Origin of the sequence: Peribacillus simplex NBRC 15720 = DSM 1321, assembly GCF_002243645.1 — a bacterium.
Classification (GTDB): Bacteria; Bacillota; Bacilli; order Bacillales; family DSM-1321; genus Peribacillus; species Peribacillus simplex.
In genome coordinates, this window is record NZ_CP017704.1 from 709,584 (window position 1) to 728,853 (window position 19,270).

Consider the following 19,270-nt stretch of genomic DNA (forward strand, 5'->3'; position numbering starts at 1 on the left):
CATATTACAGCTATACGGAATCTACCTAGGCTAAGTTCGCTACAAATTAATCCAGGTAGTAAAAGGATAAATGTATATCGCTTAATCAAAATGTAATGGGGTGAATGTTTTATGAGAATGAAAAAAGCATTAATAGGTCTCTCACTCTTATGTATGATTGTTCCTGGTATTGCCAAATCGGCTGATTCCGTTGCTGAAAATAACCGTAGCAATATCGTGGCAAATTGGAAATTCACAAAACAACATGTTAAAAGCGGTTCAATCGATAAAGGTAATTTAATTATAGAAGATACAAGCAAACATGGAAATGATTTAGAGCTAGTGACGATTGGTGATCCTGCCTCGACTGAATTAAAAAATATGATTCAATGGTCTGAAGAAGATTATCATGATCAAGAAAAAGTGGATAGCTTGGAGTTCGCTAATTACGAAAACGCCCCTTCTGGAAGGTATTTCAAAACCAAAAAGGGTTCACCTATCAATTCGGAGAAATTCGATAAGGGTTTTACCATTGAAGCGATATTTAAGTTGCCAAGTGATTCCAAGAGTGTCATGGGGCTTTTTTCTAGACAAGGACAGGCTGCCGATCTTAATAAAATGGAAGGCGAGAAGAAAATCCTTTCTGCTTTAACTGTATCCAGTGATCAAAAAATTCACTGGACCAGCCATCCATCCAATTTAAATTATAATGTAAGCAATTGGTCTCGATCATTAAATGCTGATGAATGGTACCATTTGGCGGTTGTTAATGATGGTAACACGACGACTTTAACTTTGAATGGCGTTAGTGATTACGGAAAATCAGAAAAAGTAATAGGTATTGCAGCAGTTAAAGGTAAAGGCTGGAACATCGGAGCATCTGAGTGGGGAAATAAGTTTAATGCACTATTCAAAGGGAATATCCAGGAAATACGAATTGCTAATAAGGCTTTAACTGAAAAAGAATGGCTTGTGCAGGATGCTCGTGACGATGAACCATTCGAAGGATCAAACAAAACTTTACCCTTTCTAACGAATAAAAAGAATTATAATTTTCTTTTTGTACCAGATACCCAGAAATACTCAAGCCAAAATCCAGAGATTTTCAATAGCCAAATGAACTGGATTTCCAATAACACCAAGAAGAACAATATTATCATGAATACATTTGTTGGGGACATTGTCGATAGTGATTCAGAAAAACAATGGCAGAATTCCCTCGAAGCCATTTCCCATTTGGATAAAAAGGAAGTTCCATATATGATGGCGGCTGGGAATCATGACTATGCGGACGGAGATCCTTTCTTAACACATTATGGGCCGCAGCGTTTTTTGAATAAAAAATACTATAAGGGGTCTTCTCACTCTGGGTATAGTTCATATGCAATCGCGAAGGCTGGGAGTTATGAATACTTAATTTTAATAGTGGATATGAAAAATCTGCATAAGGACCTTGAATGGTCAAAAAAGGTTCTAGATCAGCATAAAGATAAACCGACAATCCTCGTCTCGCATGATATTATATTTCCGAAGGTTAAGGATGATAAAACCATTGCCGTCGAGTCGTCTAATGGCCGGCTGATTTGGGATGAACTCGTAAAGGACCATAATCAAGTGTTCATGACGGTTAATGGACATTATTTTGGGATAGCACATCGGGTAAAACAAAACTCTGCAGGAAATGATGTCATACAAATGCTGGTCAATTACCAAACGAATTATCGAGGGGGGAATGGCTGGCTAAGACTTGTAGAATTTGATGAAAAGAAAAATGGATTGGTATTCCGTACCTATTCCCCATTTGTCGACGAAATGTCTAAAAAAGAAAAATCCTATATCGATTATAAATTTTTAACAGGTGAAAATAATTCATTTAAATTGGATTGGGACTTTAAAAATAGATTTAATTTTAGGTAATTAAAAGAGGAGGAAAAAATCCAATTCCCCAGGTGTACCTGTTCGATCTCTACACCTGGGTGAATTCCTTTATTGGTGTCCTCCTATGTGTTTGTACAAGAAGGATAAACGTTCATTCTTGATGATGAATCAATAATGCTACGATTTTTTCTAGTTGGTTTAAACAACTATCATGCTGCTTTTTTCATTACTGATTTATACTTTCCTAACCCATTAACGACAAGAACTCCTAATATCGCAATTCCGCCGCCAATGACCGAAAGAGTACTAGGTACTTCCCGCAGCCAAACCCAAGCGACGAAAATGGCAATCACAGGTTCAAGGTATAACAAACTAGAAACGGTACTGGCTTTTCCTAATGATAGTGCGACTGCCCAAGTTACATAACCGATGGCCGCAGGGAAAATACCGACAAAAATCGCTGATAAATGACCTTCCATTGTAGCATTTTGAATTTCTTGAAATAGCCCAGGAATAAATATTAAAAAGGGTATTGTACCGATCCAAGTGAAATAAGCTGTCAATTCAATCGGATTATAGCGACTAAACAGAGGTTTTTGGAAAACAAAAAACACCGCAGAAGCGATAGCTGACATCAGCACTAAAAAGGCTCCTTCAGAAATGTTCAGGGAAGGGCCTGCAGTACCTAATGTTATTAAGGTGATCCCTGTGAATCCTATTCCTAAACCAATCCATCCGAATAGGCCGAGGTGTTCTTTTAAAACGAAAGCAGCAATGATCGCGATGAAGACAGGTGCTGAACCAATCAGCATTCCAGCCGTTCCCGCCGAAACTGTTTGTTCCCCGAATGTCACCCCGATATGGTAAATACTTATACCAATAAATGCAAGGATCGATATCCTCAACAAATCCTCTTTTTTCGGGAGTCGAAATTTCACCCCAGGCCATAGAGCATAAAGGACAAAAATCCCTGATGCTATAAGATAACGAACAAGTACCAAATGGCCAGCTGAATACCCGCCATGTAAGCTTGCACGAATAGCAGCGAATGTAGATCCCCAAATAATAACTGTAATTGATGCCAATAAAAATGCCTTAGTGTTCAAAACCTATTCCTCCCAACCATTCACTATAATCTGAAGGTATCATGGATACGTGAGAACTTCAATAAAATTTCTATCTCGCTGTGAAGTATCACAGTAAAATAACGAATTAGAGTACATTCTGAGATGTAATCAACGCTGAAGAAATTCTATTCCATATGGGATTGGATTGGATTGGAAATCTTCATTTAAAGATGGATTAGGTTTGAAAAGCATGCTAAACAAAAGGTGCTTCGTATAGGAAGCACCTTTTGTTCAGACTGTAGACAAACTCGATAATAAGATTGCCTACATTTTTTTGAGGGAGTGTAAAATATGAACGTTGATATCCACTCCAGGCACTCGCTTTCCGCGGGCGGTCCGGGAGCCTCCTCGGCGCTCTTGGCGCCTGTGGGGTCTCCCTTGGACGCGCTTTTCCCGCAGGAGTCTCGTACCTTCCGTTCCAATCAACTTTGCAGATGGAACCCCTTTTGTCTACAAACTCGTTTACAATTATCTTTTCCACATTTAAGCTTACTTGAAATATTGTCTTGAGGCTTTTACTCTGTAACAGTTTTGTGCAGCAATACTGTTAAATTAAGTTAACATTATTAAATTATTTAACTATTTTCTGGTTTCCAAGATGAAAAGCGTCTTTCAATAATGCCTAATAATGAAGTAAGAATGATTCCCGTAATGGTAATGACCAACACTCCAACAAACATACGATCTGTTTGTAGATTTTGACCATTGCTTGTCAATTGATATCCGATACCAGCTGTCGAAGCGAATAATTCACCTACAACTACAGCAATTAATCCTTGACCAATACCTAAGCGAATACCGTTTAAAAGGAATGGTACCGTCGAAGGCAAAGCAATTGTTTTAAAAATCTGAAATTCACTTGCACTAAATGTTCTTGCTGCTTTTATTAAGTTTTGATCTAATGTTAACATAGCTTTTTGAGCGCTCATCACTATTGGAAAGAAGGCCATCAAAAATACTATAACAATTTTTGATGCTGGTCCTATTCCGAATGCAATTATGATCACTGGTAAAAGAGCGACTTTAGGAGTTACATATAATCCTGAAATGAAAGGGTTAACTACTGCATTAAAATTAGAATTCCAGCCCGATAACACACCAATTGGAATTCCAATAAGTATTGCTAAAACAAAGCCTGCAACAAATTCGTAACCACTTACTTTCATATTTTCCCAAAAAGAAATTTCTTGGACCATTAAAACTGCCGCTTGTGCAATTTCAATTGGTGAGCTAATAAACAATGGATTTATCCATTCATTTTGAGAGGCAACTTCCCAAAGCAACAGGAATATTAAAACAGAAGCAACACTGATAAAAAATGACTTCTTTTCTTTTTTTATTTTCTTCGCCTTTTTTATCTTGTGCTTTGATTGTGTAAGTTGGATAGTACCCTTTGTCATATTATTCTCCTTTCACCTTATTATTTTTCTTTATTATCGAAACCTTGTTTTGAAGATTCCTGTTCAATAATGGACCATATATGATCTACAAACTCTAAAAATTCTGGGCTCCGCTTCACATGGAGATCTCTCGGTCTAGGTATATCAACATCCACAACCTCCACTACACGTCCTGGTCTTGCCCCAAAAACAAAAACTCTATCAGCTAAAAATACCGCTTCATCAATTTGGTGTGTAATAAAAAGACTTGTCTTTTTTGTCTCATCCCATATTCTAAGTAACTCACCTTGCATAAATTCCCTAGTTTGTGCGTCCAATGCCGAAAATGGTTCATCCAATAATATCAATGACGGGTTTACCGTTAATGCTCGAGCCAAGTTTACCCTTTGCTGCATCCCCCCTGACAATTCGTGGGGATAATGATTTTCATAACCTTTTAAACCGACCATTTCAATAAATTCTTTGGCCTCTTTCTTTTTCTTTGCGGTTACTTGCTTTAATAGTTCAACTCCATAGAGAACATTTTCCAAAACTGTTCTCCATGGTAATAGACTCGGGTTTTGGAAAACCATTGCCCTGTCTTTGCCGGGTCCATCAATTTTTTGCTGATCTAATAGAATTTCTCCCTTACTTGGCTTTAGTAATCCAACTACAGTATTTAAAAAAGTGGTTTTTCCACAGCCGCTTGGCCCAACAATACATATAAATTCACCATCTTTAATATTTAAGTTAATATTCTGTAGGGCAATCACTTCTGCACCAGTTTTATTATTTACGTAAGTAACGTCTAAAAAACGAGTAGACAATTTGAAATTTTCCAGTTGTGCATTTTCCATCTTCATTATCATCTCCCTTCTATTCTAATTATTTTTTAAAAGCCTCTTCTATATAACTATTTGTCCAAATAACATCTTCAGTTGTATCCTGTTTAGTAGAAACGCCTGATAACTTGCCAAATTCAACTAATGGATCCTGGGCATTATCCCAAGCTTCTTGATTCATTTCTCCATAGCCTTTAAAAGTGTCTTTCAATCCGATTATAGATTCCTCTAGAATATCAACATCAATTCCATCAAAATAAGATTCGATTGATTCCGCTGCCTCTCTTGGATTATTACGTGTAAATTCCATACCTTTCCCAATTGCCCGAACTACTTTCAAAGATGTTTCGTGATTTTCTTCTAAGTATTCTTTTTTAGCAAAAACAGCTTCCCAGACCATATTCCCATACATTGGCTCTTCACTTGTATTGATTACAATTTCACCAACATCTTTACTTTCCGCTTGTAAACCCATTGGTGGTGATGCTATACCCCCGTCAACAATCCCCTCCTGCATACCGCCAATCTTCGAACCATCACCTGCCAATTTAACGGTTTTAAGAGTATCAGGATCCACACCATGTAATTGCATTAAATAACGAGTGTATACATCTCCAGAATCACCAACAAGGTTTGTACCAATAGTTGCGCCATTTAATGAAGCAACTCTATCTTCAAATGATGAGTCTTTAGAAACACTCTTTTTCTTTTGATATTGTTTAGAGAGAGTAATTTGATAGGTTAGCGCCGAATTTAAAGATTGAATCGCCAATAAATCTTCACCTTTGTCAAGAGGAGTAAACATACTTCGAGGACCTGAGACCGCAAATTGAGCTTCACCTGATAATACAGAAGCAATTACTTGTGCTCCACCACCACCAGATACAATCTCAGCTTCAATTCCTTCTTTTTCAAAAAATCCTTGCTCAATGGCTACATATAAAGGGGCAACTGACAATAACCGTGCAGGTTCTGTAAAAGTAAGCTTGACCGCTTTCCCTCCTGAATTCCCCTTATTTTCTGTAGTTGTTTCGTCACTTGAACTGCATGCAGATACCATAAAAACCAAACAAAGTAGAACCAATAATTTATTCTTAAACATATAACTTACCTCCCTAAATCTTTTTCTACTTAATTCCTAACTTCGAGAACACAATAAAAAATTGTCCATTAGACATCAATATTTCCTCCTTTTTTTGTTTTATATACGAAACTTAATTTCATATACATATCAATTCTAAATCAGCTGTCCCATTATGGTCAATTGTAATTTTGGAAAATTTAGATAATTCAGTGGATTCCCGTACAAAAAAACACTCATTTAGAATCATTGAGTGTTAGGTTCATTCGGATTGATATATGGAATATGCAAATGGAGATCGATTACCCCGTTAGATATAATCGCTTTTTTTATATTTACTTATAGTGCAAAATAAGTGTAAAATAACTCCTAATGTGACACATAAAACATAACCGTATGCAAAAGTGTCCTTTTACGAACAAAGAATGAATGTTTCTTCATAACTGGGTTTAATCTTCTGACTTACACCTACAAGAATTAACCTATGATCAAGCTGTTAATTTTAGGAAATAAAATTAACTCCCAGCATACTAGAGGCTAGGAGTTAAATTTCATTCTTTATTTTTGATCCTTATCATATGGATATTCCAGTGAGATACCTCTTTTTAAGGCTGATTGTTCATCAATCTAATTTCATGATACATAGCATTCGATAGGAATTCTTTTTCTATGTTCTTATGTACTTCATAAAAGAAATTGAATAACCATTAAAATAATCGCCGTAGACCAGTCACTTCAAAAAGCAATAATATATACTGACTAGAGCAAAATAAAGGGCCAATTTGGGTTATTGTAGGAAAATCAAAAAGATAAAGTTCAAAAAGATGCCGGTAGGCATCCAAATAAAAAAACGAAATATAAACTCATAATCGTTATAAGAGGATGATAAACTTTAGATTGTTTGATAAAGTATTCAGCGAAAATCTAGTTTAATTTATAATTAAAATTGCCTTTATCACGGTCCTGTTCTATTCCATTGACGATTAATTTTCTCTGTTCATTTTCTGGGAGGTGGAATGTGACCTGATCATATGGCAATTTATAGGATCCTTTCTTATGAATTGTCACTTGAATCTCACTTTCTTCAGCTTCCATTTCAACATTAATGTAGGCAAATGTATGCATATAGTTGTTTGTTAAACCATCATCTTCATATAATTTGTAAGAGGACTTTCCTATTCCTTTAGAAGGAAATAATAAAAATCCCCTTTCATCCTCTTTCTTAGTTGCAAAAGTGGCTTCTGCTTGATTAATTGGAAGTATTGATCCTGCTTTGGCTAGTAATGGCGTATAAGATAAAGGCGCTGGAATTACAACTGTTTGCCCTCCTTCATACCATTTTCCCGTATGAATGTCATACCACCCATCAGGATTCTTAGGTAAATAAACTTCCCGCTCTCTCTTCCCCTTTTCGACAACAGATGCAACCAAGAGTGACTCGCCTAGCATAAAGTCATCGTTTTCTTCAAAGGTAGTTTCATCATGTTCAAAATCGTAAAACGTCGGTCGGATGATAGGCTGATAGTTATCATAGGCTTCGTGCAGAGCAGTATATAGATATGGAATGATCTTTGTTCTAAATTTAATCAATGCGCTGATCGATTCCAGTGTTTCAGGATACATCCAAGGTTCATTAACTGTTTGGTCGTCATTCCAAGAATGTATAGTGAACCTTGGATGAACAATTCCATTTTGCACCCATCTCACAAACAACTCCGGTTCAGGAGCAGGACCCGAAAATCCTCCTACATCATGGCCAAAATTGTAAATACCTGATAAGCTTAGCCCTATTCCCATCTTAATGTTGAATTTCAATGTTTTCCAACTGGTACGATTATCTCCAGTCCATGTTTGCACATAACGATGCATTCCCGCAGAACCAGAGCGTGATATTAGATATGGGCGCAATTCAGGATTGTATTCTAACTGCGCTTCATAAGAAGCTTTCATCATAAGGAGGGGCTGGACCGCACGAATTAGCTCAAACTCTTTATTTTTGCCAAAGCCTTGACAAGTAGCGTCTTTGCTCCAAATTTCAAACTCATTATTGTCGTTCCAAGTTGAATCAACTCCATAATACAACAATTTTTCTTTTATTTGACTTTTCCACCAATCATACGAATCTTTGTTTGTAAAGTCTAAATAAGCGCCGATATCATCCCAAAATTGTGCCATTTCAGGTTCTTCTGTCTTACTGTTTGTTATAAACATCTTTTTTTCTTTTAACTCATTAAATAAAGGATGATCTTTTAATAAACATGGTTTAATATTTGCACACAATCGTACATCTTTATCATGAAAATTCTGTACCATCTCTTTAGGAGACGGAAATTTTGAACGGTTCCAATTAAACACATAACGTTTATTGCCGATTGATGTATATCCTGATGACAACTGGAACGAATCACATAAAATATCATGTTCTTCACAAAGCTTTAGGAATTTATTTAACTGCACTTGCGCATCCGGAGCATCAGTGTAACTCATTGTCGATCCAGAATAGCCTAAACTCCATTTTGGTGGAAAGATTGTTTGTCCAGTTAACCACGAAAATTTGCGAGTGACATCTTTAACTTTCGGACCTGCGATGATATAGTAATCTAAATCACCATGTTCCGCTTGATAATATCTGTATAACTCATGATAATTATCAAGCTCTGTACCTAATTCAAAAATAGAGCTTGACAAATTGTCGTAGAAAATTCCAAATGAAAATCCAGTTTTCTTCTGTCGAGTAATATAAAATGGAATATGTTTATAAAGGGGATCGCTATATTCTGCATCGTAACCCATCGCATCAATTGTCTGCATCCGATAGCGCTTTCCATGCTTATCAACTGAGCCCGTTTTTTCACCTAATCCGAAATATTGTTCATTTAAATCGCGCTTTAAATAATGAACTATGTCCTTACAAAGTGAGCCATCAAAGTTATATGCCTGAGTTTGTCGATCATTCGCAAAGTTCTCCCACTCAGAATTCTCACGATAAAACCAGCTGATCTTAAATCCATTTAACTTCACCTGAATCTTTAAGCGTGAAGTTTCTACTATGAATTCATCATCATCTTGTCTAAATTCATAATTTGGTAGTGAAAAACCGCTTGTATCCAATCGATCACGGCCCTCCAATGGAACGTCTGCTTGTCCTGGTGCCACACTCCAGGTTTTATCAAGTTTTAATTTTTCTCCATTTGTAATTAAGATTCGAATGATGTCTTTTTCAAGCACCATAATTTTTGCATATGTGTTTCCATCTAGTAATTTAAAGTCAAGAATATTGTTATTCTCTTTAATGAAAGTAAACTGATAGTTCTCCTTAATGCTCATTTGATATCTCCTTCTCTGTGTGTATATTATAGATCAAATAGTATAAGATTAAGCTAATATCAGAGATGCTCTCTAATAGCTATTTGATGCAAGAATAAAGTACTGCCTTTAATAAAACGCATACAAAAATAATTAAGAAATTTTTTCATCACGTCTCCTCTTAGGTTTAGTTTAAGTCAAGCTGATTATCTTTATTTCTTTCTTTTAAGTCAGCTACAATTTTACTGTATAAATTATCTGTAAGATTATAGAAGAAAAATAGAATAATTAATCCAATAATATTGAGGGCTGCTGGAGCGAGAAATAACAGTCCTTTAAGACCTAGCAGTGTATCTGCAGACTGTTGAATATTTGGAACATATCCAATAAGCCCTAGTGCTACCCCTGGAATAAAACCAGCGAGAGCCTGTGCAAGCTTTCTGAAGAAACTGTACGTTGAATAAACAATCCCTTCTGTACGTTCTCCTGAATTCCACTCATGATAATCAATAGAATCAGCTATCATTACCCAAGGTAGACCAAGTGCAAACGATAACCCAAAGTTTCCCAAAGAGAAAATAGTTAAAAACGTAGCCGTACTGGTTGGCAATACAAAATTTAATACATCACTAGCAATGCAAACCATAAGTCCAAGCATGAAGGTATTTTTCTTACCAATTCTTTTTACCATTGTTGGAATGAACATTGAACCAACTACAGCGAGCCCAATACTTAAAAATGATAGTATTGACATAAGTTCCGGATTCTTTAAATTGTATTCTAAGTAGTACAATTGAACAGCGTTGCGAATATTGGATGAAGTAATCATGAACAAAGCTGCTAAACACAATACAATAAGAGGTCGATTTGAAACCAATGCCTTGAATAACGTAGACAGCGGTACCTTTTCATTTTTTGGTGCTCTAATAACATTTTCTGTTGTATTGTGATAGCAAATAAGATGAAATAATATTCCGAATATTACCATTACAGATATAGCAACGATGTATCCTACTTCTTTATTAGCAAACTGAACTACAATGGGAATAACTGCCATTCCAGAAATAAGAAGTGCCATTTGACTACCAATTGCTCTAAATGAACCTAAAGATGCTCGATCAATTGGATCTTGCGTCATGGCAGCAGATAATGATCCGTACGGGATATTAACAATTGAATAAGCTAGACCAAACCCCATATAGGTGATAAACGCCCACACAATCTTCCCATTATCCGAAAAGTCTGGAGCTAAGAATGAGATGACCGTCATTAATGCCAGTGGAACAGTTCCCCATAAAATGAACGGGCGGAACTTTCCTCGTTTTGAGATATTTGTTCTTGAATCTACAAATGCACCAACACTTGTATCTGCAAATGCATCGAAAATTTTTGAAATTAAAAACACCAAGCCTCCCCAGTAAGCGGAGATTCCTAAAACATCTGTATAAAATTTCAGAAGGTATAACTGTCCCATATCAAACATAAGACCGTTACCAATATCACCAAAACCGTAAGACACCTTTTCTTTAAAAGTGAGCTTTTTAGAAGCGGTGACCGCTGTCTTTTTAACTGGATCCACTGGTAATCCCATATAACCATCCCCTTCTTTCTCCCATATATAACCCCTGTATTGTAAACCTTTTCATAAAGAAGCAGAAATAGTGTTTATTTTAACCCTTAAGCACTATCACCCCCTTTGATGCTTGCAATATCTTTAATAAGCAAAAAGAGCATTCCTCTATTAACGCTGTAAGAAGTATTTCTCTGCATTGTAATAGGAAATATTTTCAATCAGTGTTTGAAGAAGCACATTATCGTTTGGAACCCTTCCTTGTTCTACCCATTTCCCGATTAGGTTGCATAGGATACGACGGAAATAATCATGTCTTTCATAGGAAAGAAAGCTGCGAGAATCTGTCAGCATACCGATAAAATGACTAAGTAACCCGACGTTAGCTAAATCTTTCATTTGTTTCTCTATTCCATCAATGTGGTCGTTAAACCACCAAGCTGTACCAAACTGAACTTTTCCTGGAACGCCTTCTTCATAAAAATTCCCCATCATGGAGGCTAATACCGGATTGTCTTTAGGATTTAAATTAAATAATACGACTCTTGGCAACGCATCCTCTTGGTCAAGCGCATCAAGAAGATGTGATAATCCTCGTGCGATGTTTGCTTCTCCAATTGAATCAAACCCTGTATCCGAGCCCAAAAGATTTTTCATTTTTGTATTATTATTTCGCATAGCCCCAATATGTAATTGCATCACCCATTGTTTTTGAGCGTACATTTTCCCTAGTTCTTTTAGAAGAAAAGATCGATACTTGATCAATTCTTCTAGTGAAAGCGACTCTCCATTCATACGTTTTGTAAAAATTGTTTCTGCCTCTGCTAGAGTTACTTTTTTATACTCCATGTAAGGAATATCGTGATCGGCTGCCCTGCCTCCATTTGCATGAAAAAAGTCAACTCGGTATTGAAGTCCTTTAATTAATTCTGCTAAAGATGTCACTCGTTGATGAACTACTTGCTCTAGCTCCTTTAACCAATCTTGAAAAGTTGGACGTTCAATAAACAGTGCTCCATCAGGTCGAAAGGTTGGTACAACCTTTGTTTTAAACGTAGAATCATGGTTTAATAATTGGTGGTATTCAAGAGTAGATATAGGGTCGTCTGTAGTACCAATAAATTGCACATTAGATTTCTTAATAAAAGATTGAGGTGTAAACTCCGTATCTTGTAATTTTTTATTGCATTCTTCCCAAATTTCCAGCGCGGTATCGGGACTAAGTCTTTTATCAATGTCAAAAAAGCTCTTTAATTCCATATGAGTCCAATGGTAGAGTGGATTTCCAATTAAACATGGTACCGTCTGAGACCAAGCAAAAAACTTTTCCCAATCACTAGCTTCTCCTGTTATAAAATGCTCCCCTATACCATTCATTCGCATAGTTCTCCACTTGTAGTGATCGCCTGCTAACCATAGTTGAGTAAGGTTTTCATAATGTTTATTCTCAAAAATTTCTTTTGGATCTAAATGGCAGTGAAAATCAAAGATTGGCATTTCTTTTGCAGTATTTTTATATAAATGAACTGCTGTAGGTGTGGAAAGTAAGAAATCGTCTCCTAAAAAATATTTCATATTATTTTCCTCCTAGGGGAATAAAATTAAATTTATAAGATTAAAACTCTCAATGTAAACACTTTCATTTTTGGTTAATTTAATTTGTTCGATTAGTAAACTAATTAATTATAAGAAGTAATTTATCATGTTTATAAAATTCAGTCAATTAAAATTCTTTAATTTAAGTGTCAATATTTTTCAAATGAAAATGCTATAATAAAGAACAATGTCAGTTAAGATTTGGAGGACACATTTATGCCTACTGGTGATGCAGCTTATATCAGGAAATTAAATCGATCTTTAATTATTAGTAAAATTGTAGAAGCAGGAATAATTTCAAGGGCAGAATTGTCTAAGATTACAACATTAACAAAAGCCACTATTTCAGTACAGATTGCAAGCTTAATTGATGAAGATATTATTATTGAGACACAGCAGGATCATTCAAAAGTTGGAAGAAAACCTATAATGCTATCTTTAAATGGAGCAGCAGGATATGCATTAGGTATTGATTTAGATTATAGTCAAATCTCTTTCACTCTTTCTAACCTTCTTGGTCATCCTGTTTCGTCAGATACTATTAAAATACATACGACAAGTTATTCGGATATCTTTGATATACTAGTTGAAAAAATTAATAAATATAAAAATGAATGCCTTAAGTCTAGATACGGACTTATTGGTGTAGCAATTTCAATTCATGGTCTTGTCTCTACAGATGAACTCATTCATTATATTCCTCGGTTAAACTGGTATGATGTGGACTTAAAGCATGATTTAGAAAAAGAGTTAAACGTTAACGTATATCTTGAAAATAATGCAAATCTTTCAGCTTTTGCTGAACGATCCTACACATATCATAAATCAGATAATTTGGTATGCATAACACTTCGATCAGGTATAGGCCTTGGTATATTAATAAATAACAAATTATCTAAAGGACATGATGGCTATGCTGGAGAGATTGGTCACATGATTATCCAACCAGGAGGAGACCTTTGTGCTTGTGGCAACAAAGGCTGCTGGGAAAGATATGCTTCTGAGTCTATCTTTTTAAAACAACTTTCTAAAGAAAAACAAGTTAGTAATATAACTTATAAACATATTGAAGAATGGCTTAATCAAAACGATACTGAACTACATAGACAAATGGAAAACTTCCTCTATTATATTTCAATCGGTTTGAATAATATCATCAACATATATAACCCTGAAGTTCTAATAATTGATAGTGAATTACTTTCTCTATACCCAGATTCTATAAATGAAATTAAGAAAAATCTTTCTTCCTCCACAATTCATTATCGAGAATTATTAATATCCTCAATTGGAGAAAAAGCATGTGAATTGGGTGCGTGTGCATTGGTGATTAAAAATTTTCTTGAAATTACGATGCCTAACTTTGTATATCCTGAATCAATAGAAGATATTAATTCACTGAATAATATGTCTGTCAAAAAGTTATAGGGTAAGAATTCTTTCTCACAGAAAACTAGGCTGATGCTTGCCTAACAGCTATAAAAACCGTAAAGCTTTAGTAAAAAAGTTTTATGGTTTTTATTCCTAGATAAAGAATTAAACCTAAATTTCAGCTGCTGAACTGCCCTTAATCTACTAATTGAGATAAAGACTCCCTTCTATAAGAATTCCCAATTCTATTATTTGTACAAATAATTAAGAATCAATAACCTAAAAAAGAACGTAAGTTTGATTGCACTTGCAAAAGAAGAAAAGATTCAATTAATGGGATTTAGTTCTGGTGCAAACATAATGTGAATTTGAAAAAACTAATAGGATTTCTAACGGAATGCTACTTTATGCGGTTGATCCAAACTGCTCGTGGATACAATTCACCTGATTTTGGACAGACTTCTCCCCTTGGATCGTTTGTCCTTTTTGGATTATGTGCATAGCTTCAATCCCCGCAATAATCCGTTTAGCCGTTCGAAAGAACTTTAAGCCAAGCATTTTGTGCAATACGCTTTTTAATAAATCGATAATCCTCCTCCACGATATTGTTGAGATATCTAACTTGCCTTATTTGTATGCCTTCGGGCTACTCTTCTCTTCTTTTAACTCATGAATGGCTACAGGATACGCTGGTTTTTTATCCACTGGTATGACAGGGGTCTGGAAACAGACAAAAAAGCCAATACTTTCTTGAGAAAGCATTGGGCTGCTTGTTTATCTCTGGATTCACTTAGATAAACCTTAACCTTCGGAATCCACTGCACGATACAGGTACTATACTTGAAGGCAAAGTAATCGGAATATACATGGAAAAAAATGATAATTTTCAAAAATTCATATTGGATGATTTTATGCTGTGGTAGATGGCGTGGCATTTGATCAAAGGGGTTCTCTTATTTTTTTAGCAGTAAAAGGCTACATCAAATGTTTACATATAATCAATCAAGAAAGTTATGACTGGAAATACCCGTACAGGGAAAGCATTTGTCGGAGAAGATGTTAACCCTATCTTCATTCCAGGTAAAGGAAAAATAAATACAATAGGTTAATTCGGATTTTATGACCTAAAAAATAAAGAAACGAAAATGGAAATCACAAAATGATTGCCATTTTCGTTTTAAATACTATTTTGGTTTTAGGGTACCACGATTTATTATATCAAAATATACATAACCCTACTGTAATTATTACTTTTCATATAGTTCAAGAGGCAAATCATCAGGATCGCAAAAAAACGTAAACCTTTTTCCTGTTATTTCATCAACACGGATAGGTTCGACTGGAATTTTTTCTTTTTCTAAATCTTCAATCGCTTGATGAATATCTTCCACTTCAAAAGCAAGATGTCTAAGCCCTCTTGCTTCAGGATAACTTGGACGATGGGGGCTATCCGGAAATGAAAACAATTCCAGCTGATATTCCCCTCCCGCCATTAAATCTAATTTATAGGACTTCCTCTCTGCCCGATATGTTTCCTGCTTAATATCACATCCTAAAATGTTTACATAGAAGTTTTTTGATTTTTCATAATCGGAACAAATTATAGCTACATGATGTATTTTTTTTACCTTCATTTGCTTCCTCCCTAAGAACATTGGTTATTTTTATAATCTAATTTTACCAAAGTTATACATTAATAAAAACTTAGATTGCAGTCCTTCCTTCGGACTCTACTGCACGATACTGGTACATCCATTTCCCTTTCACCAGATATAGGTCTTAACACTCCTCCATTAGATTAATTAGGGAACGTGATTTTGCGATCTTATCCCTCTTCTTAGGAAGAGGCATCCGGGTGAATGAGTTATCCAATCTAAGGCTACGAGACTTGATTTTGAAGAAAAACAGATTCACGTTTTACGTAAGGGTGGAAAAAAAGATGTAGTGGCAGTCTCTCCTCCGTATATGCAGGACATAAAAGATTACCTAGCTGTGCGATCGGAACGTTATAGGGGCTCAAATGATGATACGGCCTATGTATTCTTGACTAGGGTGAATGATGGAGCCACCCCTCTTTCCAACCGCGCCATCGAGGCTCTAGTAAAGAAATACACGAAGGCATTTAAGTCCAATAAATCCATGTCCCCACACAAACTTAGGCATACATACGGGACGAACTTAATGGAGCAATCAGGAGACATCCATTTGCTGATGACTCAACTTGGTCATACTTCAACCACAACGGCTGCCCTCTATACTATTCCTGAGCAGGAGAAGGCTAAAAAGGCTGCGAAACAGCTGGGAGAGAGAAGAGTCAATTTTCGTGAAAAGGATTGATTGAAAAAGGAGAAGATTTTCTAGTCTTTTCTTTTTTGTATGTGTGTAGAAATGAAAACATAAGATACCATCTATACTTCTTTCACTTGGTAAGGCTATATAAATGGTAGCTAAATGCCTGTAATAATTGCTAAGGATCTCCTCATGGCGGAAGATTGAGTACTCCCTTTTTCCTCCGAGAGTTATTCTTCTATATAGGTTATATTTTAAGTTTACCATTTCGGTAATTCTCAGTTTTTGATACAGATTATCATTATCCTTTCAAAAAGAAGGTGCAGCCCTCTGCACCTATTATTCTATTCCTTATTACTGCTATCATTTACCCTCCCTATTCATAAACTCACTGGGAGAATAGGAAACATACTTTTTGAAGACCGTACAGAAATGCTTATAATTGGAAAATCCTACTCGATAGGCGACTTCGTAGATCCGATAATGATTGGTTTGCAGGAGCGAAATGGCCTTCATAACTCGGTAACGATTCAAGTAATCTGTAATGGTATGGCTTGTTTCTTTCTTGAATACTCGGCTGAGATAGCTGGAGCTGACGTTTAAGCGATCAGCCATTTCTTCATTGTTGATTTTCTCAGCATAATTTTCTCTGATATATTCAATGCATTGCTTCACATAGATATTCATCGAATCCTTAGTATAACCGGCACCTTCAAGCAACTCTTCAAAGTAAGGCATTTTCTTTGCTCTATTTTCTATTTCACGATTATTGGCTATCTTAACTGTCAGCTTCTTTATTGTTTCGTTTAGGATCCTTGCATCCACAGGCTTTAAAATATAATCAAAAACCTCTAATTTGATTCCCTTCTGTGCATAGCTAAAGTCACTGTAGCTGGACAAAATGATTTTGTGAAAGAACAGCGACTGGCTTGCTGCTTCGAGCATCTCAATTCCATTCATTTTGGGCATTTTTATATCTGTCAGGACAATATCAGGCTTCAGATCGATAATTTTCTCATAGCCCTCCAGCCCATTACTTGCCTCTCCAATAATGGACACGCCTAGTGCAGTCCAATCAATTGTATATAGCAGACCTTGCCGAATCATTCGTTCATCTTCTACAATTAATAAGTTTATCAAAATTCTGCCTCCTCTCTAATGGGGAGCTTAATAAGCAAGAGACTTCCGTTATCTTGTAAACTAAATATTCTTACTCCATAGGAGTTTCCATATTTCAGCTGAATCCTTCTATGCACATTATAGATGCCAATATGATTTGAATGGTTATTAGATGTCTTTAATAATGAACGAATCTCTTGAAGGCGTTCTTCTGAAAACCCTATACCGGTGTCGGCAATGATGAAAAGCAAACTTTTCTTTGTTCTTGATACCTTAATGTTAATAGTCAGTTCACTTACTTCATCAATTCCATATTTAATCGCATTTTCAACTAATGGCTGCGTAATCAGCTTGGGAATCAAGCAGTCTTCGAGCTCTAAAGGAAGGTCGATTGAATAATCCAGACGTTCTTCAAATCTATATTTCTGTATTTCTAAATAATCCTTAATATACAATAAATCATGTTTAAGCGGACTGTCCTGTTCAGTATTATTGATTGAATATCTAAGTATGGAAGATAGCATTAATAGCAACTTCTCAGCTGAGCTGGGATTCAATCGAATCATAAATTTTATGTTTTCTAGGGTATTAAATAAAAAGTGAGGATTGAATTGCATTTGAAGTTCCTTAATTTCGGCCTCAGTCTTACGAATAAGGATTTCTTTATTTTCCGATAATAAGCTGTCTCTATACTGAATCATTTCATTTAAGTAATAATTGATATACTCCAATTCATCATTTTCTTCTAACTCTTTATATCCTTTATATGTCCCTTCATTTACATCAGAAATGGTTGAGAGGATTGTGTCAATTGATTTTGTTTTTCTTTTGGCAGCATGATTAGCAAATAATCTCGTAATCATTATAAGAATTGCGCTAATCACCAATAATCCTAAAAAGCCAATGATATATAATTTGTTGAATAAACCCATATACCGAATTGTATGTACTCTTAATTCCTCATTTACGATATCGGTTGAAACGACACTATATTCTTTCTTAGTAAATGCCCTCATCTTACCATTATTGAGAATGAGGGATTTCTTCGAAGTGAACAACTGATAGCCAAAAGGATCCGTTATCACAATATCCGTGTAATTGGATTCTTCGAAGAATCGCTTTAAGTAAGTGGATTGTAAATCAAAAATGATAAAACCCTTCACTTCATTCCCTTGATAAATCGGTGTAGTCAGCTTCAAAAAGGCGTAATCTAACTGCTCATTATCCTTTTCTTTATATATGGTAATATCCTCTTTTTGTTTTAAATTAAGAGAGGAAAGATATTTCTTATGGTAGATCTGAATAGCATTGTTTTTATAAGAATTGGTTAATAAAATATCGCCATCTACATTCACAATATAAAACTTGCTTTTAAGTCGATGATTCGTCACAATCTGATACAACTCAGTATAAACCTGTGTATGTAAATCATCACTTTGAAAGACTGTAGGTAAGGATGGATTCGCTTGCAGAATTTGCATATCTTCTTTATAGGAAGTGATTTCTTTTGTGAGAAAATTGGATAATTCCTTATTTCTTTTTATTAAGTCTTGATTACTGAAATAGTTACCAATGGAAAAGAATAATTGAAAAAACAAGACTGTCACCAGAATTGTTGGGATAATAGCAAATAGTAAAAGAGAACGGCTGAGTTTTTCTCGATACATTTTTTTTAGAGACATATTTTCTTTCATTATAAAAGCTCCAAACAGCAAGTTTGCTCTTATTCAAGT

13 protein-coding genes and 1 pseudogene are annotated in these 19,270 nt (G+C 35.4%); 3 read left to right on the forward strand and 11 right to left on the reverse strand.

The features are described 5' to 3' along the window. The first annotated feature begins 111 nt into the window (after window positions 1-111). Window positions 112-1,896: a laminin G domain-containing metallophosphoesterase family protein gene (locus BS1321_RS03220; protein ID WP_063234604.1), complete on the forward strand. Its 1,785-nt coding sequence runs from the start codon at window positions 112-114 to the stop codon at window positions 1,894-1,896. 170 nt (window positions 1,897-2,066) lie between these two features. On the opposite strand, the gene BS1321_RS03225 is transcribed toward BS1321_RS03220, so the two are convergent. From BS1321_RS03225 to uxaC, 7 genes are all read right to left on the reverse strand, one after another. Beyond that, on the reverse strand, window positions 2,067-2,963 hold the full coding sequence (locus BS1321_RS03225; protein ID WP_063234603.1) for a DMT family transporter: 897 nt from the start codon (window positions 2,961-2,963) through the stop codon (window positions 2,067-2,069). Window positions 2,964-3,559: 596 nt separating this feature from the next. Beyond that, window positions 3,560-4,384, reverse strand: coding sequence for an ABC transporter permease (locus BS1321_RS03230; RefSeq protein WP_063234602.1), 825 nt, complete (start codon window positions 4,382-4,384; stop codon window positions 3,560-3,562). A gap of 20 nt (window positions 4,385-4,404) precedes the next feature. After that, the gene (locus BS1321_RS03235) at window positions 4,405-5,226 is read right to left on the reverse strand and encodes an ABC transporter ATP-binding protein (RefSeq protein WP_232522764.1); all 822 of its coding nucleotides are present in this window, start codon (window positions 5,224-5,226) and stop codon (window positions 4,405-4,407) included. Window positions 5,227-5,248: 22 nt separating this feature from the next. Beyond that, window positions 5,249-6,307 carry an ABC transporter substrate-binding protein gene (locus tag BS1321_RS03240; protein ID WP_063234601.1) on the reverse strand — a complete coding sequence of 353 codons (1,059 nt, stop codon included), beginning with the start codon at window positions 6,305-6,307 and terminating at the stop codon, window positions 5,249-5,251. A 903-nt stretch (window positions 6,308-7,210) separates the two neighbouring features. Beyond that, entirely contained in the window at window positions 7,211-9,613 is a 2,403-nt protein-coding gene (locus BS1321_RS03245) for a glycoside hydrolase family 31 protein (RefSeq protein WP_063234600.1), read from the reverse strand. Window positions 9,614-9,779: 166 nt separating this feature from the next. Further along, complete coding sequence (locus tag BS1321_RS03250; protein ID WP_063234599.1) at window positions 9,780-11,183, reverse strand: glycoside-pentoside-hexuronide (GPH):cation symporter; 1,404 nt, start codon at window positions 11,181-11,183, stop codon at window positions 9,780-9,782. 150 nt (window positions 11,184-11,333) lie between these two features. Then, a complete protein-coding gene (gene uxaC / locus BS1321_RS03255) occupies window positions 11,334-12,737 on the reverse strand; it encodes a glucuronate isomerase (RefSeq protein WP_063234598.1) in 1,404 nt (467 codons plus the stop codon). Window positions 12,738-12,974: 237 nt separating this feature from the next. Here uxaC and BS1321_RS03260 point away from each other — a divergent pair, with 237 nt between their 5' ends. Next, window positions 12,975-14,186, forward strand: coding sequence for an ROK family protein (locus BS1321_RS03260; RefSeq protein ID WP_063234597.1), 1,212 nt, complete (start codon window positions 12,975-12,977; stop codon window positions 14,184-14,186). A 348-nt stretch (window positions 14,187-14,534) separates the two neighbouring features. On the opposite strand, the pseudogene BS1321_RS28050 reads toward BS1321_RS03260, so the two are convergent. Next, window positions 14,535-14,963: pseudogene (locus BS1321_RS28050) on the reverse strand (DDE-type integrase/transposase/recombinase); the annotation flags it as partial. Window positions 14,964-15,376: 413 nt separating this feature from the next. Continuing rightward, window positions 15,377-15,763 (reverse strand): SMU1112c/YaeR family gloxylase I-like metalloprotein, encoded by a 387-nt coding sequence (gloA2, locus tag BS1321_RS03270; RefSeq protein WP_063234596.1) that lies wholly within the window; start codon window positions 15,761-15,763, stop codon window positions 15,377-15,379. Between the two features lie 274 nt (window positions 15,764-16,037). Here gloA2 and BS1321_RS03275 point away from each other — a divergent pair, with 274 nt between their 5' ends. Continuing rightward, on the forward strand, window positions 16,038-16,466 hold the full coding sequence (locus BS1321_RS03275) for a tyrosine-type recombinase/integrase (protein WP_305791077.1): 429 nt from the start codon (window positions 16,038-16,040) through the stop codon (window positions 16,464-16,466). A 315-nt stretch (window positions 16,467-16,781) separates the two neighbouring features. Here the strand turns inward: BS1321_RS03275 and BS1321_RS03280 are convergent, their stop codons facing one another. Beyond that, window positions 16,782-17,558, reverse strand: coding sequence for a response regulator transcription factor (locus BS1321_RS03280; protein WP_063234594.1), 777 nt, complete (start codon window positions 17,556-17,558; stop codon window positions 16,782-16,784). Further along, on the reverse strand, window positions 17,555-19,231 hold the full coding sequence (locus tag BS1321_RS03285) for a sensor histidine kinase (protein WP_063234593.1): 1,677 nt from the start codon (window positions 19,229-19,231) through the stop codon (window positions 17,555-17,557). Before BS1321_RS03285 ends, BS1321_RS03280 begins: the two co-directional genes overlap by 4 nt. Window positions 19,232-19,270: the final 39 nt, after the last annotated feature.